We start from the raw sequence: 22,292 nt of genomic DNA, 5'->3' as shown, positions 1-22,292 counted from the left end.
GGGTACCGGCGGGTCCGGCTGCTCGTACTCCCGCCGCGGTTCCCCGCTCCCGGTTGGCTCCGGCCCCGGGAGATCGGCGAACGGTAGCATTTCGGCTGCGGGCCGCAACGAGGGTCGACCGTGGCCGGGGGGAGACGTGGACAGCACCGGGCAACACAGCGACTCACTCGTCGTGCTGACCGCACTGGACGTGGAGTACGCGGCGGTGCGCGCACACCTGGTCGATCCACGGCCCCAACTCCACCCGTCCGGAACCCTGTTCGAGGTCGGGCGGCTCGACGGTACGCCATGGCGGGTGGCCCTTGCCGAGCTCGGCGACGGCAATCAGGGGGCGGCCGTGCTGACCGAGCGGGCGATCGCCATGTTCCAGCCGCGCGCCGTGGCATTCGTCGGCGTGGCCGGGGCACTCAAGGACGATATCGAGCTCGGGGACGTCGTCGCCGCCACACATGTGTACGCGTATCACGGCGGCAAGGACGAGGACGGCGAGTTCCACTCCCGCCCCAGAGTCTGGCCGGTGCGTCAGGAACTCGACCAGCTGGCCCGCTACATCCGCAGGTCCGGTTCATGGACCGGCCTGCTGCGGGAAGGCCCGCCGGGCACCTCCTGCCCGCCCGGCACCTCCCGACAGACCGGTGGCTCCTGCCCGCCCGGCGCCTCCCGTCCGGCCGTCCACCTCAAGCCCGTGGCCGCCGGGGAAGTCGTCCTCAACTCCGCGGACTCGCCCCTGAGGCGGCAACTGCGCCGGAACTACCAGGACGCCGCCGCCATCGAGATGGAGGGCGCGGGCGTGGCGCAGGCCGCCCATCTCAACGCCGCGTTACCCGCCCTGATCGTCCGCGGAATCAGCGACCGGGCCGACGGGAAGAAGTACGACGCCGATGCCGAGGGCCGGCAGTCCCTCGCGGCGCGCCACGCCGCCGCCTTCGCCTTCGCCGTCCTCCGCGAGCTGCCACCCGCACCCGGCCCGGCACCACCCGGGCCGGGTACTCCCACGGGCCCGGTGCCGGGATTCCCGCAAAGCCCGACGGCCCCGGAGCCGGATCAGCCCGCGAGCCCGCCCCCAGCCCCCATGAGACACCCCGACGCGGAAACCCCACCGGACACCGGACCGGCCGCACATCGCCAACTCCTCCGCTGGGCACGGCGGTTCGCGGACGACCTGGACCTCGTGGACTCCCCGCGGCCGGATGGCGGCACCGCCTCCCCGCCGCAGCTCAGCGGCGGGCTGTATGTGCGGCGCGCCATCCAGGACCGGGTCGTGGAGGCCCTCTACGACGGCGACCCGAAGGCGGTCCTGGTGACCGGGGACGCCGGGAACGGCAAGAGCAGCCTGTTGTGGGGCCTCGCCCGGGACCTGACCGCCCTGGAGGACGCCGAGGTCTTCCTGGTGAACACCGCCTGGCTGCTGCGCCCCCTGAGCGGCGCCTCGGCGACCCCCATGCTGACCCCCGGGGCGGTGGTGTCCGGAGCGGCCCACGCCCGCACACACGGGCGCACACCCGTGGTCCTCCTCGACACCGCCGATCTGCTGCTGCACGACGACTACCACGAGATGGCGCTGCTCGATCTGTGCGAGGACCTCGCCGCCGCCGGTGTCCGCCTGGTGCTGACCTCCAGGCCGGAGGAGGCGAACCGGCTGCGGACCGGTTTCGTCCGGATGCCGCTGGGCCCCTACGACGACAGCGAGATCCCGCACGCCATCCGAGGACACGCCGCGCTCTACTGCCCCGACGCCGTTCCCCGGGACGACGAGGCGCGGGTGCGGAGGCTGATGGAGCCCGTCGCCCGCGGACTGCCGGTGCGCGAGGTGTGCCGAAGCCCCCTCCAGCTGCGGCTGCTGTTCGAACTCGCCCGGGACGACGGGGCGTTCCCCAGCGCCGAGATCGACGCCACCGGCCTCTACCGCCGCTACTGGGACCACCGGGTCGTCACCGACCGGCGCCATCACGGCCACCAGCGCGCCACGGCACTGGAGGACCTCTCCTCGGTCACCGGCGCGATCGCCGTCGTACTGATGTCGGCCGGCCGGACCGAGCTGTCACGCGAGGATCTGATCGAGCGGCTCACCTCGGCGCACGGCGGCCCCGGCCCTTCGTGGCCGTACGAACCGGCGCGCGTCCGGACGTCCCTGGAGCTGCTGATCGACCGGGGTGTGCTGGCCAGGGGGGCCTCGGACGGTATCCACTTCTTCCACCAGACCCTGTTCGAGTACGCGGCCGCGCGCGGCCTGCTGCACCTCACCGGGGCGCAGGCGCCGCTGTCGCTGTGCGCGTGGATCGGGTCCCATCCCCGTGACTTCTTCGTCGGGGCGATCCTCGAACAACTCCTCATGCTCGCCGCGGGGTCCGAGAGGTATCGCGACCCGGTACGGGACACGCTGATGCGGATGGCGGCGCACGAGGACGCCATGATCCTGCACACCGTGGCCGTGGCCGTGGCGGCGCGGAACCCGGCCGTGGGCGTGCCCGTCGAGCCGCTGCTCGCGACGGCGCCGCACGGCGTCGCCCGACGGTACGCGGTCCTGGCCCCGACCGTGCGCGACACGGATGTCGACGCCCTCCTCCCGCGGCTGCGCGGGCTGTGGGAGCGGAAGGAGCCCAGCCTTGAGGAGGCGGTGCTCGAAGCGCTGGAACGGCTGGCCGCCCAGGACTCGCTCGCGGTCCACGCCGCCCTGGCCGAGTGGGGCTGCGTACGGGAACTGACCGGGCGCCGTACGGCCGGCGCGGGCATCGAAGTCCTGCCCCGGCTGCTGGTGCTGACGTCACACATCGATGTGGCATCCGCGCGGAACGGCCTCATGGAGATGCTCGACTTCGCCCTGAACCGGGGGCTGGCGGAGCTGGCATCCGGCCTCATGACCCTGTGGGCCCGGCACTGGGAGACACTCGGCTCGCCGGAGTGGGCCGCGGTCGTCCAAGAGCGGCTCCAGCGTGTGCGCATCGCGCCGAAGTCACACGACGTCGAGGTCTTCCAAACGGCCCTGGCCAGGGTGCTGGCCGCCTCCTGGACCCAGGACCACGGGCTTCCCGGGGACCACGCGTTCCCCGGCGACGGCGACGGCACCGACGGCGGTCCGGCCACCGGGGCACACCCCTGGACGCGCCGCCTCGACGCAGCCGTGGCGCTCCTCGAAGCGGACGACCACGACACCGCGGGCAACGCCGGGCTCATCGCCGCCACGGCGATCCTGACCACTCTGCCGCACGGCCACTGGGCCATCGAGGCCACCCTCGACCGCTGTCTGGAGATGACCGGGCCGGGAGCGCCGCACGCACTCCAGCACCGGATGGTCTTCCCCCTGCTGCTCGGCACCGGCTGCGCCGCCGCGGAAAGCCTCGTACACCGGCTCGCGGCCATGCTGAGGGCCCTGCCCTGCCCCGAGAACCGGCCGGTCCCGCCGTCGCAACGGTTCGCGCTGGTCGCCCGCCGGATCCTCGCCCACCGGGATGTGCCTCCGCACCGCGTCCGGCAGGTCCTGGAACACTCCGGCTTCGACGCCGACTCCGACCTGTGGCTGTCCCGGGACGGCCTGGCGACGTTGCTCCTGCCGGCCGCGCTCGGCGGCCACCCCACCGCGGTGAGCAGGGTCGAGAAGGCGACGACCGCCCCCGCGGCCGCCCGGAACCTCGTCCGCCGCTCGCTGCACCGGGCGGTCACGGACGCCGGTCTCCACACCGAGCGCCATATCGGCCTGCTGGTGACCCTGTCGCTGATGGACGCCGACACCGTGCTCCTGGAAGCCATCGTCACCGGCCGGGCCAAGAAGGGCACCGGCCCGCTGCCGCCCCTCGCCCATGAGCGGGTGCTGGGCGCGCTCCGGGCATCGGCCCCGGCCCTCACCGGACTCATCGCGGACGAAGTGGCCGAGGGCAACAGCGGAAAGCGGCAGCGCCAGGCGCTCACGCTCTGGGAGCGTTCCGTGTCGGCCGGTGTTCTCCCCGTGCCCGGACTGACCGAACTGCTGCCGCGGTACGGCACCTTCTCCGACCAGAAGACCCGGGCGGCCTTCCTCGGGCTGGTGGGCACCATCGCGGCCAGCGAACCCGGCCAGTACACCACGGCACACACCTTCCTCTCGGAGCTGGTGTTCGACGCCACGGGCGCCATCCCCCGCCTCGACGACGCATCGGCCGGCACCCGGAACGCCGCCCGCAAGGCCCTGCTCCACGCCGCCTGCGAATCCGGCCCCCTCACCCGGACGGCCCTCGCCACGGCCCTCGACCTGGCCTTCGCCCCACCGACCGACGCCGGACTGATCAGCGGGCTCGGCCAGCTGGTGCGCCGGCTCAGCGCCGCGCACGGCGCGGCACCCGCCGCCGAGCTGCTGATCCGTGTCATCGGCGCGGCCGTGGCCGCCCAACTGGGCCGCGCAGCGGAGAACCACCTCGCGAAGGCGCTCCGCGGCGCGATGGACAGCATCTTCGACCACGGATCCCCGGCCGTGTACCGGAGGCTGTGGGAGCACCTCGAGGAGCGTGGCCCGGAGGACGACGCGGACCGGGTGGTCTTTCCGGAGCGGTACGCCCTGGGGCTGGTGAGCTGCGCGGTCCGCCGCGCGTACGCGGCGACCCGCCAGGATCTGGAAGCACTTGTCGCCCATCCGCGGGTGCCACAGCCCACCAAGATGTGGATCGGCGACCAGCTCAGCGCCCGGTCGCGGGAGCACACGGAACACGACCTCAGCTGGGTGCTGGGCGGCGAGCCGCCCCGGCGGCCAGTGGCAGGATGCTTGCGGTAGTCGTCTTCGAGGTCACGGGTGCGCGGATGCCCGTGCGATCGCGGGAGAGCCGAAGGAGCCCGATGAGCCGTAAGCACCACCATGTCGCCGTGCTCGTGCTGGAAGGTGCGAAGCCACTCGACGTCGGCATCCCCGCGCAGGTGTTCTCCAACCGGCCGAGCATGCCGTACGAGCTGCGGGTGTGCGGTGCCGCGCCCGGACCGGTGACCGGTGGCGAGGGCCTGTCGTACCACGTGGCCGAGGGCCTGGAGGCGTTCGAGCACGCCGACACCATCTTCATCCCCGGCTATCGGGAGCCCGCCACCACGGAGCCGCCGGCCGCGGTCGTCAGCGCGCTGACGGCCGCCCATGAGCGCGGGACCCGGCTCGCGGCCATCTCCACGGGGGCGTTCGCGCTGGCGGCGACGGGGTTGCTCGACGGCAAGCGGGCGACGACCCACTGGCACTACACGAAGGCCCTCGCCGAGAGACATCCGCGCGTACGGGTGGACGAGAACGTGTTGTTCGTGGACGAGGGCGATGTGCTCACCTCGGCGGGCGCCGCATCAGGTATCGACCTGTGTCTGCACCTGGTGCGCCGCGACCACGGCGTCGGGCTCTCCAACCACGTGGCCAGACGGCTGGTGGCGGCGCCCTACCGCAGCGGGGGACAGGCGCAGTACGTTCCGCGAAGTGTGCCCGAGCCGCTCGGCGACCTGTTCGCGAGCACCCGGGAGTGGGCCCTGGCCCACCTCGCCGAACCGCTGACCCTCGAGGAGCTCGCCCGCAACGCGCGGGTGTCGGCGCGCACCTTCTCCCGGCGGTTCGTGGAGGACACCGGCTACACACCGATGCAGTGGGTGCTCCGGGCGCGGGTGGACCTGGCGCGCGAGCTGCTGGAACGCACCGATCTGGGCGTGGAGCAGATCGCCGACCGGGTCGGGCTCGGCACCGGAGCGAATCTGCGTCTGCACTTCCACCGCATTCTCGGCACCTCCCCGACGGAGTACCGCCACACCTTCTCGGCCTGAGCGCCCCGCGTACACCGGGCACCACGGGCACCCTGAGCACCGTCCGTACGCGGGCCGCCGAGGCTGTGGCGAGATCCTTGCGTGTGGTGGCGTTCATGCCGCTTTCGGCCCGGGGTCCGGATACCGAACATGGGGGGCGGAACGAAAGGAATCTCCATGACCCGCATCGCCATCAATGGATTCGGCCGCATCGGACGCAACACCCTCCGCGCCCTGCTCGAACGCGACAGCGATCTCGAAATCGTCGCCGTCAACGACCTCACCGCGCCCGAGTCCCTCGCCCATCTGCTCAAGTACGACAGCGCGCTCGGTCCACTCGGCCGCTCCGTCGAGGTCGACGGGACCGACCTCGTGGTCGACGGCCGCCGTATCAAGGTGCTCGCCGAGCGCGAGCCCGCCAAGTTGCCGTGGGCCGAGCTCGGCGTCGGTATCGTCCTCGAGTCCACCGGTCGCTTCACCTCGGCGGACGCCGCTCGCGCACACCTCGACGCGGGCGCCCGGCGTGTGCTGGTGAGCGCCCCCTCCGCGGGCGCCGATGTCACGCTCGCCTACGGCGTGAACACGGATGTCTACGACCCCGCCGAGCATGTGATCGTCTCGAACGCCTCGTGCACCACGAACGCGCTGGCTCCGCTGGCGGCCGTACTGGACGATCTGGCCGGTATCGAGCACGGCTTCATGACCACGGTGCACGCCTACACCCAGGAGCAGAACCTCCAGGACGGCCCCCACCGCGACCTGCGCCGCGCCCGCGCCGCCGGGGTGAACATCGTGCCCACCACCACCGGGGCCGCCAAGGCGATCGGGCTGGTGCTGCCGAATCTCGACGGCAAGCTGTCGGGCGACTCGATCCGCGTGCCCGTCCCGGTGGGTTCGATCGTGGAGCTGAACACCGCGGTCTCACGGGAGGTCAGCCGTGACGAGGTGCTCGCGGCCTACCGCGCCGCCGCCGACGGCAGGCTCAAGGGCATCCTCGAATACTCCGACGAGCCGCTCGTCTCCAGCGACATCACCCGCCGGCCCGCGTCGTCGATCTTCGACGCCGCCCTCACCCGCGTCGACGGCAAGCACATCAAGGTGGTGGCCTGGTACGACAACGAGTGGGGCTTCTCGAACCGCGTCATCGACACGCTCGAACTGCTCGCGCGCGACTGAGCGCACCGGCTGACCGAACGGTGAGGGGCCGAAACGGACCGGCCCCTCACCGTTCGTGCCAGCAGCTCCAATTTCTCTATGTAGTGCTATATGAGGCATACCCGGCGCGGTGAATGCACTCCGCGAACACGAATGGAATGAGTAATTCCATGCCCGTTCCATTGCTCGACTTGTGACTTGTGTCACAAGCTCATCCGCAATGGATCACGTTTTCGGATCCCTGTGAACCGATGCCTCGGTGCTTGCCTCGACGAAGTAGTCCATCGCGAGACAGCACCGGACCACCGATCGCCCGAATCCACTTCGGGCGGCAGTACGGCAAGTGACTTCTTCAAGTTTGAGCTAGCCGTAACGGGGGAAACAGGAATGCCGGCGATGGTTGTTATCGGCTATAGAGGCGAATTCGGGGCAGCCTGTTTACGGCAGCAGCTGAACAGGCCGGCGACCGGAGCCGGTGCTCTCCGTACGAACGGATTTCGAGCACCGTTTCCTCTTCGATGAGATCGACTACGATTCATCGCCTGACGCACCGGTCGGTCCGTACGGCCGGGTGGGACAGGCCATCGTATCCGACCCGGATGAGCTGAAACTGCGGAAGACGATCGAGGACATCGTGCGATTCAACGAGGTCGGATCCACCTGACCTGACCTGACCTGACCTGACCTGACGGCCGGTCCGGACCGAGCCACCGGCCCGGGATACCCCCGCGTAAAAGAAATCGCCTCACCTCGATCAAACGTGCCGTCGGCGCCACGCTCCGCCCCGGCGCATGCGACCGCGACCCGCCCGAGATCCGCATCACCGTCGACGGTGATATCACAGCCCGTTCACCCCCAACTTCCTGTTCGGGCAGATCAACCAGGCCCTCGCCGGGCGGCCCGCCTCGGAGCGGGAGGTGGACCTGTCCTCTGTGCGGCACATCATCTCCGGCGGTGAGGCCACCGTGACCGCCACCGTACGGGCCTTCCTGGACACGCTCTCCCACTACGGGTTGCGCGGAGAGGTGATCGTGCCCGCGTTCGGCATGACCGAGACCTGCGCGGGCAGCGTGTTCAACCGCGACTTCGCCACCCATGACCTGGAGACGGAGTTCCCCCCCGCTGGGGCGCCCGGTGCGGGGCCTGCGGATTCGTATCACCGACGACGACGGGAAGGTGCTGGCCTCCACCGACCGGCCCGGAACGGCCGAGCCGGGCGAGGTGCAGCTGTACGGTCCGATGGTCTCCGACGGCTACTTCGGCGATGAGCGGGTCACCGCGCGGGCGTTCACCGCCGACGGCTGGTTCCGCACCGGGGACCTGGGCCACCTCGACTCCGAGGGCCGGCTGATGCTGGTCGGCCGCACCAAGGACTCCATCATGGTCAGCGGTGTCAACTACCACAGCCACGACCTGGAGGCGGTCCTGGACGAGCTGGACGGGGTCAGGCGCGGACATGTCGCCGCGTTTCCGATACGGCCCGAGGGGGCCGATACCGAACAGCTCGCCATCGCGTTCGTCCCGGCGGGCGACCTCGCCGACGACACCGCGGTGTACCGGGCCATCGTGGCGATCCGCAGCTCCACGGTGATGCACTGGGGGTTCCGCCCCCAGCTGATCCTCCCCGTGGCCGAGGACGGGATCCCCCGCGGCAACCTCGGCAAGATCCAGCGGTCGCGGCTGCGCGCGGCCGTCGAGGACGGGAGACTGGACGCGGCGGCCCGCCGGTCGGACGAGGTGAGCACCCGCTTCCTCGGCGGCCATGTGGCTCCGGACGGCGAGGTCGAGACCGCACTGGCCGGGATCTACGCCCGCGTCCTGGACACCGGGACGGTGTCGGCCACCGCCAGCTTCTTCGACCTGGGCGGTACCTCACTGGACGTATTGCGGCTCAAGCTGGAGATCCAGACCGAGTTCGGCATCGAGGACGTGCCGATGTCCACGCTCCTCCAGGCCCCGGCCGTGCGAGCCCTGGCCGGGCGCCTGACCGCCGGGCAGGGCGTCGGCGGAGACACCACCTACGATCCGCTCGTGCCGCTTCAGGTCACCGGGGACGGGACGCCACTCTTCTGCGTCCACCCCGGCCTGGGGAGGTGCTGGTGTTCGTCAACCTCGCCAAGTACTTCACCGGTGAGCGGCCCTTCTACGCGCTGCGGGCCCGTGGCTTCGGGCCGGGCGAGACCCACTTCGGGTCGTTCGACGACATGGTCTCCACCTATGTGGCGGCCATCCGGCGGGCGCGGCCCAGCGGCCCGTACGCCGTCGCGGGGTACTCCTACGGCGGGGCGGTGGCGTTCGAGATCGCCAAGCGGCTGGAAGCCGACGGCGACAAGGTCGACTTCGTGGGCATCTTCAACCTGCCGCCGCGGATCTCCGACCGCATGAACGAGATCACCTTCACCGATGGCGCCATCAACCTGGCGCTGTTCCTCGAATTGATCGACGACACCGATATCGAGCGGCTGACCAGCACACTCCGGCCGCTGCCCGAGGCCGATCAGCTGGCCCATCTGATCGACCACGCGCCGCGGCGGCGCCTGAGCGAACTGGACCTCTCCCTGGAGCGGTTCACCGCCTGGGTGCACCTCGCGCAGAGCATGGTCCACCTGGGCCGCAGCTACGAACCGTCGGGCTCGGTCGGGCAGGTGAAGGTCTTCTACTGCACTCCGCTGCGCGGCACCAAGGAGGAGTGGCTGGACAACCAGCTGAGCCACTGGGACCGGTTCACCCGTGAGCCCAACACCTATATCGAGGTCGACGGGGAGCACTACACCTTGATGAGCCCGCGGCATGTGCAGACCTTCCAGGCAACGCTGCGGCATGAACTGGGCCGGGCGCTCGGCTGAGAACGGGCAGGGCAACCGCTGACACCACCAGGAGCCGCCGATCATGCGAGGCAAGAAGATACTCATCACCGGTGGGACCGGACAGGTCGCCAGGCCCGTCGCCGAAGCGCTCGCCATCGACAACGAGGTGTGGTGCCTGGGCCGGTTCGGCGACCCGCACGCCCGCAAGGCACTCCAGGAACTGGGCGTCCACACCGCCGTCTGGGACATGGCCACCGATGGCCTGGAGGGCCTGCCGCGCGACTTCACCCATGTGCTGCACTCGGCGGTGCACCGGGGCGACGGCAGGGACTTCGAGGAAACCGCGCGCGTCAACGCCGTCGGCACCGCACGGCTGATGACACACTGCTCCGCCGCCGAGTCGTTCCTGTATGTCTCGTCCGGGGTGGTCTACAACCGAGCGGATCGCACCCACCGGTACCGGGACAGCGACCCTCTGGGCGGCGCGGCGCCATGGCTGCCGACCTACCCCATCGCCAAGATCACCGCCGAAGGTGTGGTGCGCGGTCTGGCCGAAGCCCTCGAGCTGCCGACGTTGACGGCCCGCCTCAACATCGCGTACGGGCCGTACGGCCACGGCGGTGTGCCGATGATCCTGTTCAACCAGATGCGCGCGGGGCAGCCCTGCGCGGTGCCCCGCGAGGGCCAGAACTACTGCAACCTGCTGCACACCGATGATGTCGTCCGCCAGGTGCCCCTGTTGTGGGACGCGGCACGGGTGCCCGCGCGGGTGGTGAACTGGGGCGGTGACGAGGAGGTCGGCATCACCGATCTGCTGGAGTACATGTCCGCGCTCACCGGAGTGCCGGTTCAGCTGGACCGCGGCGACTACAGCCGGGAAACGGCCGTCTTCGACCACGGTGTCCGCCGCGGTCTGATCGGCGACTGCTCGGTGGCCTGGAGGGCCGGGATCGCCCGCACCCTGGCCGACTTGTTCGAGGAGTACCGCGACCGCATCGACGCGTACATGGACGCGCGCGGGGCCGGGACAGCCAAGTGACACCGAGGAGTGGAGAACGAGCATGCGCAGGTCCGCAGATATCGACGCGCTTCAGCATGTGCTGTCCGCCGCCCTCGGGTCCGGCGCGCCCGTGTGCCCCCCGGCCCGACTGGGCCACGACACGGGCTCCTTCGCCGCACTGGACCGCGCGGTGCTCGAGCGCCCCACCCTGATCGGCGGCGGGGCCCCGTACCACCCGAGCAGCCCCGCCCCCACCACCGACGCCCTCGATGAACTGGTCCGCCGCGCCGAGGAGTTGGACGTGGCCCAGATCCTGGTGCCCCATGTGCGCCGCGGTGATGACACCGGCGCGCTGCGGGCGGCGGGGTTCGTGCCCCTCGCCACCGAGAGCGAGGGCGTCGTCCGGCTGACCGGGGACGTGGACGAGGTCCTACGGGCCCGCGTCGGCGCCGAACGACTCCAGGACCTCCGCCGGCGCGACCTCGCGCTCTCCCATGAGGCCACCTGGGAGCGGATCCCGCTGAGTGAGCTCGACGGGAGTCCTTGGGCCCGGGACGCCTTCGTCAGGCTCCACCAGCGGCGGGCCGAGCGCGACGGCGGCCACGGCTGCCTCTACAACGCCGAAGCCCTCGACGCCCTGGCACGCGGCGCGTTGGCGGACCGCACCGAGATGCTCGTACGCCGTCGCGAGAACACCGTCGTCCAGGCCGGACTCATCGCCATGTCCCACACCGGCCGGGGGATCTACTCCCTCACACAGGCCGTCGACCACGACGATCCCGCCGTACGGCGCGACCTCTGTGCCGCGACCGTGTACCGGCTGTGCCTCGACGCCCGGCGCTCCGGTCTGGAGTGGGTCCACCTCGGCCGGGGCGATGTCCACCACATGCGCCGCCTCGGAGCCGATCTGTTCATCCCCCTCGACCACTGGCTGCGCGCCCCCGATCTGGTGCCCCCGGAGGACGGGGGAGCGGAACCGGAGCTGTCGGAGTTCGCGGCTCCTCCCGTCACGGGGGTGCCGGTCCCGGGCCCGGCCCGCTTTCGCCACGTGCCGCGGTTCGACACCATCGACCTGTCCAGCAACACCAGCCCGTTCCTGGGGGCCGCGGGCGAGTATCCGCACCTCGATACGACGGAGCTGGCCGCCACCTACCTGAACACCATCTCGACGTTGCCAGGCCACGATGGCGTCGAGGCGCTGGGCCCGGATCATCTGCTGTTCAGCAGCGGATCGGTGGACGGCGTCATGCTGCTCCTGACGGCGCTGACGTCACCCGGTGAGCGAGTCTGCGTCACACCGCCCACCTTCCCGCTCTACGGCCACTTCGCCCACCTGCTGCGCCTGCCGGTCGTCGAAGTGCCGCTGTATGGTGACGACTTGACCCAGCTGGACACCGAGCGCATCCTGGCGGCCGATCCCCGGGTGACCATCCTGTGCGACCCCAACAACCCCTTCGGCACCAGGCACGATCCCGAGCAGGTACGCGACCTGCTGGTCCGCGGCCGTGGGCTGGTGGTGATCGACGAAGCCTATGTCGAGTTCAGCGAGAATCCCTCGTACGCCGGGCTGATCGGACGGCACGAGAACCTCATCGTGCTCAGGACGCTGTCCAAGGCATGGGGACTGGCCAGTGCGCGCTGCGGAATCGCGCTGGCCCAGCCCGGCATCATCGAGGCGCTGCGGCGGGTGCAGGTGCCCTTCGGGTTCACCAACGCCTCCCAGCACGCCGTGCGGGATCGGCTGACCAACTCGCGGCCGGTGCTCGCCGGCGTCCAGCGCATCCGCGCCGAACGTGACCGGATGGCCTCGGTGCTGGCCGAGCACCCCGCGGTGGCCCGGGTGTTCCCCTCGGAGACCAACTTCCTGTTCGTCCGACTGCACAAGCACGCGTGATGGACCGGCTTCGGGGCGCGGGGATCCTCGTCGCCGACACCGGGCGCGTGATCCCGGACACATGCCGTATCACCATCGGCGACCGGCGTGCGAACACCGCCCTGCTCGATGCACTCTCCTCCGCCCTATGAGCCATATCGAGCCCTGTCGTCCAGCCGAAAGGATCCGGTGTCGTGGGTCATCATTCTCACTCCGATATCCCTTTGTCGAGCACCGTTGTCGCCGAGGGGTTTGCTCGCTGGAGCCCGGAGCTGCGAAAGGAATTCGACAACAACGCCGATAACGGCTGGATCGGCCAGTCGCTGGTGCAGGAGACCGGTTCACTGCGCATCTGGGAGACCCACCTCCGACCGGGAGAGCGGATTCCCGTCCATCGGCATGTTCTGGACTACTTCTGGATAGCCCTCACCGGCGGCCGGGCCCGCCAGCACTCAAGCGATGGCACCACTCATGAAATCTCTTACGCCCGCGGACAGTCCCGGCATTTCTGTTGCCCCGAAGGGCGATACCACCTTCACGACCTCAAGAACATCGGAGACGATGTTCTGTCGTTCTTGACCATCGAGACAAAGGGCGGGCCGAACGAGCCCATTCAGCTGCCCGAGGCATGAGGGACGTTCGGCCCGCGGGGCGAAGGCGCCCCGCGAGCCGACGGCTCAGCCCGCCTTCTTCGTGACCACGAACCGGTCGATGACCAGGTAGTCGATTTCGGTGGCGAGGAAGCACTCCACCGCGTCCCGCGGCGAGCAGACGATGGGCTCACCGGCCACGTTGAAGGACGTGTTCAGCAGGCAGGGCACATCCGTCCGGGCCGTGAAGGCGCGCAACAGCCGTGCGAGCGCGGGGTTCTGCCGCTCGTTCACCGTCTGGGCCCGCGCCGTGCCGTCCACGTGACAGGCACCGGGAATCCGCTCCTGGTACTTCTTCCGCACCGGGAAGACAAACGTCATATAGGGGGACGAGGTCTTCTTGCCCATCTCGAAGACGCGCGGGGCCTCGGATTCGAGGATGACGGGCGCGAACGGACGGAAGGGCTCCCGGTGTTTCACCCGGAGATTGATGATGTCCTTGATGTCGGGGAAGGCTGGATTGGCGAGAATGCTGCGGTTGCCCAGGGCGCGCGGTCCGAACTCGCTCCGGCCCTGGAACCAGCCCACGACGTTCTTCCCGGCCAGCAGCTCCGCCGTCCGTTCGGCGAGCGAAGCGGCATCGGGCTCCTCCTGCCACTCCACCCGGTCCGCGTACTCCGCCAGCGTGTCCAGGACCTGCCGCTCATCGTACGAAGGCCCCAGGTAGGGGGTGGTGACCGCGTCGGCGGGCCGATCCCTGAGACCTGCGGCGTACACGGCCGCGCCGATGGCGACTCCCGGATCGCTGGCCCCGAAGCTGACCTCCATACCGGTGAACGGCGACCTCTCCAGCATCTTCGTATTGGCTACGCAGTTCAGCGCCAGGCCACCCTCGAAGAGCAGGTGGTCCAGATCGGAGCGCGCGGTCAGCGTCCGCAGCTGATGCGCGGTGATGGCCTCGACCATGTGCTGTGCCAGCCCGGCGACCTTGACACGGAAGTCGAACTGCTCGCGCTTCTCGCTGTCGCCGCCGAAGAGGCTGTCGAACAGGGCGTAATACGCTCCTGTGTCCCGGGGGGTGGAGATGGTGTACGAGCCGTTCTCATGCAGCCGCACCACGCGTTCCAGCAGCGGGTTGTGCCGCGGCGGCGGGCCGTACGCGGCCAGGCCCATCACCTTGTACTCATCGTTGTTCGGCACGAACCCCAGGTAGCGGGTGATCCTCCCGAACGCCACGCCCAGCGAGCTGGTCATGGGGACCGAGCTCTCCTCGAACACGCTGACCACGCCGTTCCGCAGCTCGCCCATGACGGCGGACAGGGTCCCCGCCCGGCCGTCGCTCACCAGGAACGCGGCGTCGCCCCCGCCGGCCAGATAGGCGCCGCACATGAGATGGGCCAGATGGTGGGGGACCAGTACGAGCTTGTTGGGATCCAGCTCATAGCCGGTCCGCCGGACGAAGTCGTCGTACACCGCGTCGCGGCTGATCATGCCGTTGTAGAGCTCGCCCGTGCTGCGCAGGGCGTCGAACTTCGCCGTGACCGGCATGTCGGAGTCACATATCTGCGAAATCATCTCCTCGGCCACGGTCGGCGAAAACCGCCAGGGGAAAGCGAAAACGTCCACCTGGTCGAGGTCGACGCCCGCGGAGTTCAGACACCATTGATCGCGTGGGCCGGAAAATCGGAGGTCTTCTTGACCCGGCTGAGCCGCTCCTCCTCGACCGCCGCGACCACTTCGCCGTCGATCGCCAGAGCCGCCGCGGCATCATGACCCACCAAAAGGTTACGACCGACACCAGTCGCCCCGTAGAGGCGCCCGAAAAGCTCCGCACCTCTGCTGAATCCGTTGTAACCGAGTACGATCACAGGCTCTCAGCCCCCTCAGTACTACAGTATCGACGGGAGAACAGGCTACTCGGCGTGGATACTTGAGGGATAGGCGTGATACACAAGCAAATTGCGCTTTTCCCTTCGCCGGCTGGGGGGCACCTCGGGAAGAATTCCGCGTCGAATGCCGGTGGGCCAGGAAACCAGGGGCGGGCGCGGCCATCGTTACGTATGCTTTTGGGCATGTTGAGGTTGGAGCGGCTGAGGGCCGACCATGCACCGGCCCTGTTGGCCTTCGAACGTGAGAACCGGGAGTACTTCGCTCGGACGGTCCCGGACCGCGGGGACGCGTACTTCGTGGAGTTCGCTTCCCGTCACCGCGCCCTGCTCGCCGAGCAGGACGCCGGGGTGTGTCATTTCCATGTCGTCGTGGACGACGAGGGGGAGCTGATCGGCCGCGTCAATCTCATGGACGTCGAGGACGGGGACGCCGAACTCGGCTACCGGATCGGCGAGCGGACAGCGGGCCGGGGGGTGGCAACCGCGGCGGTCGAAGAGATGTGCCGGATGGCCGCCACGGAGTACCGGCTCGACACCCTCACCGCGGTCACCACCCTCGGCAATGTGGCCTCCATGACCGTGCTCGGCCGCAATGGCTTCACCCTCGTGGGAGACGTCACAGTTGGTGGACGCCCCGGTGTGCGGTACCGGCGCGGACTCGTCGCGGCCCGCTGATCCCTGGACGGGCTCGGCGAGTCCCCTCAGATGCGGCAGCCGTCGAGCAGGACCGCGCCTCCGAAGGCGCTGATGCCCATTCAGCTTCCCCGGTACTCGGTGCAGGCGTCGAGCAGCCAGGTGGCCAGATAGGAGGCGAACGACGCGCGGACCAGCAGCCAGACGCTGGACGCTCCTTCTCCTCGCACCACGAGGGTGATCGGGGCCTGGGCCAGCAGCGTGGTCAGGCAGGAGCCGACCGGTGTCACCCGCGGGTCCAGATCGATGGCACAGCCCCGCGCCAGTACCTCGGGTACGAGACGCCCGGACAGGGCCAGCGTGGTGCGCTGCGCCGAGACGTCGGTGACAGTGGCGAACTCGTCCCCGATGGCGGATCGCAGCCGCGCGAGGAGATCGTGCCGGCTGACCTCGGGAGCCACCAGCAGCCATTCGTCCGGGCCCATCCACAGCACCTCGACGTCCTCCGACACCTCGGCGCGCAGGGGGCCCGGCAGCGTGATACCCAGCGAAGCCTCGATGGACCTCGCCGCGGTGCTGCCGGGCTCAGCCCGAAGGGTGAGCTGGGTCAGGCAGGGCAGCTCCCGGACCTGCACTCCGGTCGGCAGCTGCGCGAAGCTGTCCCGCCACTGGGACAGCGGGCTGAAGCGAGCGGGCGTCTCAACCGTCACGGCGAGTTCCCTCCTTGTCGAAGAGCACGGGCTCGGTCACGGTCACCGGTACGGTCCGGCCGTCCAGCGGGACGTAGAGGGTTTCGCCGATACGCTGGGTTCCCGAGCGCACCAGAGCCAGGGCGAACGTCCGTCGCAGGGCGTCACTGCGGTAGCTGGACGTGATGTGGCCGAGCATGGGTACCGGTGGCGCCGGGATCTCGCTGGTGGCGATGATCTGGGCGCCTTCGGGCAGCAGAACCCGCTCGTCGGCCGGCAGCAGGCCCACGAGCTGCTTGCGGTCGCCGCGCCGGTTCTCCGCACGGGTGAAGGACCGCTTGCCGACGAAGTCCGGCTTCTTCTTGGACACGACCCACGACATGCCCAGGTCCTGCGGGGTGACGGTGCCGTCGGTGTCCTGCCCGATGATCGGGTACGCCTTCTCCGCGCGCAGTACGTGCATCGTCTCGGTGCCGTACGGCGTGATGCCGAACGCGCCGCCCGCCGTGTGGAGGGCCTTCCACACCGTGATGCCGTCCCACGCGGGCACGTTGATCTCGTAGGCGAGTTCACCGGAGAAACTGATGCGGCACACGCGCGCCGCTACCCCGGCGACGGTGGCGTCCCGCCAGGACATGAACGGAAAGGCGTCCTTGCCGACGTCCAGGCCCGGGGCGACCAGGGCCAGCACATCGCGGGAGCGGGGGCCGACCAGAGGGATCGTCACCCAGTGCTCGGTGACGGAGGTGAGGTGCACGCGCAGGTCGGGCCACTCCGTCTGTAGCCACTCCTCCATCCACGCGAGGACCTTGGCCGCGTTGCCGGTCGTCGTGGTCAGCAGGAACTCCCGCTCGGCCACACGGATCACGGTGCCGTCGTCGATGGCCATGCCGTCGACGCCGCACATCACCCCGTAGCGGATCCGGCCCACCTTGAGGGTGCTCATCATGTTCGTGTAGAGCCGGTCCAGCAGTACGCCGGCGTCCGGGCCCTGCACATTGATCTTGCCAAGTGTGGAGCCGTCCATCATCGCGACGCCGGTACGGGCGGCCCGGCACTCGCGCAGCACCGCCTCGTCCATGGTCTCGTCGGCCCGGGGGTAGTACCAGGGACGCTTCCACTGGCCGACGTCCTCGAACCGGGCGCCGTGCTCGACGTGCCAGGGGTGCAGCGCGGTCACCCTGATGGGGTCGAACAGTTCGCCGCGGTTACGGCCCGCGAGGGCGGCGAAGGCCACCGGCAGCGCGGGCGGACGCGAACGCGTCGTGCCGAGGTCGGCGACGTCCACCCCGAGGGCCTCGGCGACGATGCCCGAGGTCATCACGCCCGATGTGCGGCCCTGGTCGTGGGCGGTGCCGATCGTGGTGTAGCGCTTGACGTGTTCCACGGACCGCAGACCCGCTCCGGTCGCCCGCAGCACATCGGAGACGAGGGCGTCCCGCTGCAAGTCGACGAACTGCTTCGCGCCGTCCTGATCGTCCTGCGGACTCGGGACCCGCCAGAGCACGTGGGCGGGCGCCGCGTCCGGGAGCGGAGCGGGGCTCGGCAGGGCGGTCGTCCGGCAGGTCCTGCCGATGGCCGACAGGGCCCGCCGGGCGGCGTCCACACCGTCGGCGAGAGCGCCGGCCAGCGTGAACGTACCGCTCGCCGATCCCGCCGTACGGACGCCGTCCAGCGCGTGCGCGGGGACGAACGCTCCGATTCCGGTGTCGTAGCGCAGGGCGCCGCGGGCCTGGCTGAACAGGGCCACCGCGGGGTTCCAGCCGCCGGAGACCAGCAGCAGATCGCAGCCGATGCCCTGCCGCTCGCCGAGGCGTCCCCGGCCGAAGGCGGCGACATGGGCACGGGTGACGCGCTCGACACCGCTGGTGCCGGTGACCACGTGGCCCGCGCGGATGCCGATGCCGCGTTCGTGGCAGGCGGCGCGCCAGTGCTCCGGCACCTCCTCGCGCGCGTCGATCACCGCGGCGATCCGGATGCCCGCGTCGGCCAGTTCGAGTGCGGCCGGGTAGGCGCTGTCGTTGGTGGTGAACACGACGGCCCGCCGTCCGGGCAGGACGCCGAAGCGGTTCAGGTAGGTGCGGGCGGAGCCGGCCAGCATGATGCCGGGGCGGTCGTTGTTGTCGAAGGCGACCGGACGCTCGTAGGCGCCGGTGGCGTACACGACCTGCTTGGCGCGGATGCGCCAGACCCGTTGCCGCGAGATGTGGGCGGGCGCCGTGGCACCGAGGTGGTCCGTGCGCTTCTCCAGGGCCAGGACGAGCCCGTCGTCATAGTGGCCGAAGGCGGTGGTGCGCCGCAGCACCTGGACGTCGGCGTGGGCGTCGAGTTCGGCGACGACCCCGTCGGCCCATACGGTCGCCGGTGCGCCGTCCAGCAGTTCCTGGCCGCCGAGCAGCGACCCGCCGGGCCGCGGGAGTTCGTCGATGAGGATCACGCGGGCGCCGGCCCGGGCGGCCGCCAGCGTGGTGGCCAGCCCCGCCGGGCCCGCGCCGACGACCAGCAGGTCGCAGTGGGCGTGCATGGTGTCGTAGCGGGCCGGGTCCGGGCGGCTGCTCAGCCGGCCCTGGCCGGACAGGCCCCGCGCGACGAGGCCGTCGTACAGCTCCACGGTGGTGGCCGTGAGCATGGGCTCGGGGAAGGGGGCCTCGATCTGCACGAGCGCGTTGGGCTCTTCGGCTCCCGCGGCCAGGACGCCGCGCGGGCGTCCGTACTTGATGCTGCCGGCCACGCGGTGCACGCCGTTGGCCAGCAGGGCCGAGGCGAGGGTGTCGCCGGGGTGTCCGGTGTGGGTGATGCCGTCGAAGGTGAAGGACAGGGTGGTGTCGCGGTCGACATGACCGTGGCCGTGGGCGCGGAACGGCGTGTTCATCGGCTGGCCTCCTGATCCTTCCGCCGCGGTGCGGCGGGTGCGGCGCTCGTGGTGGGAGGGTGCTTCGCGCGGACGTCGTAGACCGCGAGGAACTCGTGGGTGACGGTGTCGCGCAGGGCGTTGAACCAGCGCCGGCAGCCCGCCGCATGCACCCAGCGCTCGGCGAACGGACCCTTGGTGTTGTCGCGGAAGAAGACGTACTCGGCCCACTGCTCGTCATCGAGCGCGTAGGGGTCCTGGGGGTAGGCGACGTGTGCCTGACCGCCGTAGTGGAATTCGTTCTCCTCGCGCTCACCGCACCAGGGGCAGGCTATGAGCTGCATGACGATCTCCTCGCTGGAACGGTGGTCAGTGGGCGACCGCGGCCGCGCCGTGTTCGTCGACCAGGGCGCCGGTGGTGAAGCGGTCGAGCGTGAAGGGCGCGTTGTAGGGGTGGGGTTGGCCGGTGGCGATGGTGTGCGCGTAACACCAGCCGACGCCCGGTGTGGCCTTGAAACCGCCGGTGCCCCAGCCGCAGTTGAGGTAGAGGTCCTCGACGGGGGTCAGGCCGACGATGGGGGAGGCGTCCGGGGTGACGTCGACGATGCCGGCCCAGGTGCGCAGCATGTGGGCGCGTGCGAAGACGGGGAAGAGCTCCAGGGCGGCGGCCATCTGGCGCTCCAGGATATGGAACGCGCCGCGCTGTCCGTAGCCGTTGTAGCTGTCGATGCCGGCGCCCATGACGAGCTCGCCCTTGTGGGCCTGGGAGACGTACACATGCACGGCGTTCGACATCACCACGGTCGGGTGCACCGGTTCGAGGAGCTCCGAGACCAGGGCCTGAAGCGGATGGCTCTGGAGCGGCAGCCGCAGGCCCGCCATGGAAGCCAGCACGGAGGAGTGCCCGGCGCCCGCGAGCGCGACCTTTCCTGCGGCGATGGGGCCCCGCGTGGTCCGCACGCCTCGTATGCGGCCGCCCTGGATGTCGAGGCCGGTGACCTCGCAGTCCTGGATCAGATCGATGCCGTAGACATCGGCCCTGCGGGCGAAGCCCCACGCCACATAGTCGTGCTTGGCGATGCCCGCGCGCGGCTGGTAGGTGGCGCCGAGCACCGGATAGCGCACATCGGGGGAGACGTTGACGATGGGACAGACCTTGGCGACCTCGTCCGGCTCCAGCCACTCGGCGTCGATGCCGTTGAGCTGGTTGGCGTGGACGCGGCGCTTGCTGTCGCGGATGTCCTGAAGGCTGTGGGCGAGGTTGAGCACGCCGCGCTGGCTGAAGAGGATCGGGTAGTCGAGATCCTCTTCCAGGGTCTCCCACAGTTTCAGCGAGTGCTCGTAGATGCCCGAGCTCTCGTCCCACAGGTAGTTGGAGCGGATGATGGTGGTGTTGCGGGCCATGTTGCCGCCCGCGAGCCAGCCCTTCTCCAGGACGGCGACATTGGTGATGCCGTGGTTCTTGGCCAGGTAGTAGGCGGTGGCCAGGCCGTGCCCGCCGCCGCCCACGATCACGACGTCGTACGACCGCTTCGGTTCGGGGTTGCGCCACAGGAAGTCGGGGTGATCGGGCAGGGCGTCGCCGGGCCCGGCGTCGGGGTGCGGAGCTCGATTGAGGGTGGTGGCGGGAGACGGGCGGGCGGGAGCGTTGTCGCGTGGGAGCGTCATCGGGCAGCCTCCTGGGCCACGAGCCGCGGATCGACGGGGTAGAGCGGGAAGCGGTCGGTCAGGACCTGGACGCGTCGGCGGAGCGCGGCGGCGACCTGGTCGTCGAAGCCGGGCAGGAACGCCGTGGCCACGATGTCGGCGACCTCCGTGAACTCCTCCGCCCCGAAGCCGCGGGCCGCCAGGGCGGGGGTGCCGATCCGGACACCGGAGCTGACCATGGGCGGGCGGGGGTCGAAGGGGACGGCGTTGCGGTTGACGGTGATGCCGACCTGATGCAGCCGGTCCTCGGCCTGCTTGCCGTCCAACTCGGAATCGCGCAGGTCCACCAGGACCAGGTGCACATCGGTGCCTCCGGTCAGCACGCTGACCCCGGCCGCCTTCGTGTCCCCGGCCAGCAGCCGCTCGGCCAGGATCGCCGCCCCCTCCAGGGTGCGGCGCTGGCGGTCCGCGAACTCGGGCTGGGCGGCCATCTTGAAGGCGACGGCCTTCGCCGCGATGACGTGTTCGAGGGGACCGCCCTGCTGGCCCGGGAAGACCGAGGAGTTGATCTTCTTGGCCAGCTCGGCGGTGGAGAGGATCACACCGCCGCGGGGGCCGCCCAGCGTCTTGTGGGTGGTGGTGGTCACGACGTGAGCGTGCGGCACGGGGGAGGGGTGCAGTCCGGCAGCGACCAGCCCCGCGAAGTGGGCCATGTCGACCATCAGGTAGGCGCCCACCTCGTCCGCTATGCGGCGGAACTCCGCGAAGTCCAGGTGGCGGGGGTAGGCCGACCAGCCGGCCACGATCAGCTTCGGCCGGTGCTCGTGGGCGAGTGCGCGGACCTGCTCCATGTCGACGCGGTGGTCGCGTTCGCCGACCTGATAGGCCGCCACCTGGTACAGGCGCCCGGAGAAGTTGAGCCGCATGCCGTGGGTGAGGTGGCCGCCGTGGGCCAGGTCCAGCCCGAGAATCGTGTCGCCGGGCTTCAGCAGGGCGGCCATGACCGCCGCGTTGGCCTGCGCGCCCGAGTGGGGCTGCACATTGGCGGCCTCGGCTCCGAACAGTCGCTTGATGCGGTCGATGGCGATCTGCTCGATGGTGTCGATGTGCTCGCAGCCGCCGTAGTAGCGGCGGCCCGGGTAGCCCTCGGCGTACTTGTTGGTCAGGACCGAGCCCTGGGCCTGCATGACCGCGAGCGGTGCGAAGTTCTCGCTCGCGATCATCTCCAGGGTGCCGCGCTGCCGGGCCAGCTCCGCGTCGATCGCCGTGGCGATCTCCGGGTCGAACTCCGCGAGCTGGGCGTCGAGAACCGAGGGGTGGGCGGCTCGCTGGGCGGGGGTGTGGGCAGTCATGAGAACTCCCTGAGGAGCAACTAAAAGGCAACTGATATATCAACCTGCTGTTGCGATACGCTAAGAGCACGCTTCG

At 70.2% G+C, this 22,292-nt stretch carries 13 protein-coding genes and 4 pseudogenes; 12 read left to right on the top strand and 5 right to left on the bottom strand.

The features are described from left to right. Nucleotides 1-136 precede the first annotated feature (136 nt). The 11 genes and pseudogenes from NQU54_RS04010 (at nt 137) to NQU54_RS03965 (ending at nt 13,197) form a co-directional block, all read left to right on the top strand. The gene (locus NQU54_RS04010) at nt 137-4,741 is read left to right on the top strand and encodes a phosphorylase family protein (protein WP_257629774.1); all 4,605 of its coding nucleotides are present in this window, start codon (nt 137-139) and stop codon (nt 4,739-4,741) included. Between the two features lie 62 nt (nt 4,742-4,803). Next, entirely contained in the window at nt 4,804-5,751 is a 948-nt protein-coding gene (locus NQU54_RS04005; RefSeq protein ID WP_069862487.1) for a GlxA family transcriptional regulator, read from the top strand. A gap of 156 nt (nt 5,752-5,907) precedes the next feature. After that, nucleotides 5,908-6,906, top strand: coding sequence for a type I glyceraldehyde-3-phosphate dehydrogenase (gene gap, locus NQU54_RS04000; protein ID WP_069862489.1), 999 nt, complete (start codon nt 5,908-5,910; stop codon nt 6,904-6,906). Between the two features lie 469 nt (nt 6,907-7,375). Then, a pseudogene (locus tag NQU54_RS03995) lies at nt 7,376-7,549 on the top strand (ATP-grasp domain-containing protein); the annotation flags it as partial. Nucleotides 7,550-7,802: 253 nt separating this feature from the next. Beyond that, nucleotides 7,803-8,153, top strand: coding sequence for a hypothetical protein (locus NQU54_RS49955; protein WP_372505770.1), 351 nt, complete (start codon nt 7,803-7,805; stop codon nt 8,151-8,153). Then, nucleotides 8,125-8,811: pseudogene (locus tag NQU54_RS03990) on the top strand (acyl carrier protein); the annotation flags it as partial. The gene NQU54_RS49955 and the pseudogene NQU54_RS03990, both read left to right, overlap by 29 nt. 167 nt (nt 8,812-8,978) lie before the next feature. After that, entirely contained in the window at nt 8,979-9,731 is a 753-nt protein-coding gene (locus NQU54_RS03985; RefSeq protein WP_308408464.1) for a thioesterase domain-containing protein, read from the top strand. Between the two features lie 43 nt (nt 9,732-9,774). Continuing rightward, complete coding sequence (locus tag NQU54_RS03980) at nt 9,775-10,731, top strand: NAD-dependent epimerase/dehydratase family protein (protein WP_257629772.1); 957 nt, start codon at nt 9,775-9,777, stop codon at nt 10,729-10,731. A gap of 22 nt (nt 10,732-10,753) precedes the next feature. After that, complete coding sequence (locus tag NQU54_RS03975; RefSeq protein ID WP_257629771.1) at nt 10,754-12,586, top strand: aminotransferase class I/II-fold pyridoxal phosphate-dependent enzyme; 1,833 nt, start codon at nt 10,754-10,756, stop codon at nt 12,584-12,586. Then, entirely contained in the window at nt 12,586-12,717 is a 132-nt protein-coding gene (locus tag NQU54_RS03970) for a hypothetical protein (protein ID WP_257629770.1), read from the top strand. The genes NQU54_RS03975 and NQU54_RS03970 overlap by 1 nt, the downstream gene beginning before the upstream one ends. A 42-nt stretch (nt 12,718-12,759) precedes the next feature. Next, complete coding sequence (locus NQU54_RS03965) at nt 12,760-13,197, top strand: cupin domain-containing protein (protein WP_257629769.1); 438 nt, start codon at nt 12,760-12,762, stop codon at nt 13,195-13,197. Nucleotides 13,198-13,242: 45 nt separating this feature from the next. Here NQU54_RS03965 and NQU54_RS03960 read toward each other — a convergent pair. Then, nucleotides 13,243-15,023: pseudogene (locus NQU54_RS03960) on the bottom strand (carbamoyltransferase family protein). A gap of 204 nt (nt 15,024-15,227) precedes the next feature. On the opposite strand from NQU54_RS03960, the gene NQU54_RS03955 reads away from it, so the two are divergent. Further along, nucleotides 15,228-15,719, top strand: a complete 492-nt coding sequence (locus tag NQU54_RS03955) for a GNAT family N-acetyltransferase (RefSeq protein WP_257629768.1) — start codon at nt 15,228-15,230, stop codon at nt 15,717-15,719. Nucleotides 15,720-15,799: 80 nt separating this feature from the next. Here the strand turns inward: NQU54_RS03955 and NQU54_RS03950 are convergent, their stop codons facing one another. The 4 genes and pseudogenes from NQU54_RS03950 to glyA all read right to left on the bottom strand — a co-directional run bounded on the left by NQU54_RS03950 (nt 15,800) and on the right by glyA (nt 22,216). After that, the gene (locus NQU54_RS03950) at nt 15,800-16,387 is read right to left on the bottom strand and encodes a sarcosine oxidase subunit gamma (protein ID WP_257629767.1); all 588 of its coding nucleotides are present in this window, start codon (nt 16,385-16,387) and stop codon (nt 15,800-15,802) included. Beyond that, nucleotides 16,377-19,561 (bottom strand): annotated as a pseudogene (locus NQU54_RS03945) (sarcosine oxidase subunit delta family protein). Before NQU54_RS03945 ends, NQU54_RS03950 begins: the two are co-directional and overlap by 11 nt. 25 nt (nt 19,562-19,586) lie before the next feature. Beyond that, entirely contained in the window at nt 19,587-20,885 is a 1,299-nt protein-coding gene (locus NQU54_RS03935; protein WP_257629764.1) for a sarcosine oxidase subunit beta family protein, read from the bottom strand. Continuing rightward, nucleotides 20,882-22,216 carry a serine hydroxymethyltransferase gene (glyA, locus tag NQU54_RS03930; protein ID WP_257629763.1) on the bottom strand — a complete coding sequence of 445 codons (1,335 nt, stop codon included), beginning with the start codon at nt 22,214-22,216 and terminating at the stop codon, nt 20,882-20,884. Before glyA ends, NQU54_RS03935 begins: the two co-directional genes overlap by 4 nt. Nucleotides 22,217-22,292: the final 76 nt, after the last annotated feature.

This window comes from Streptomyces malaysiensis subsp. samsunensis, from assembly GCF_024519315.1.
Classification (GTDB): Bacteria; Actinomycetota; Actinomycetes; order Streptomycetales; family Streptomycetaceae; genus Streptomyces; species Streptomyces malaysiensis.
The sequence above is the reverse complement of the archived record's forward strand: the minus strand, read 5'-3'. Positions and strand labels throughout refer to the sequence as shown.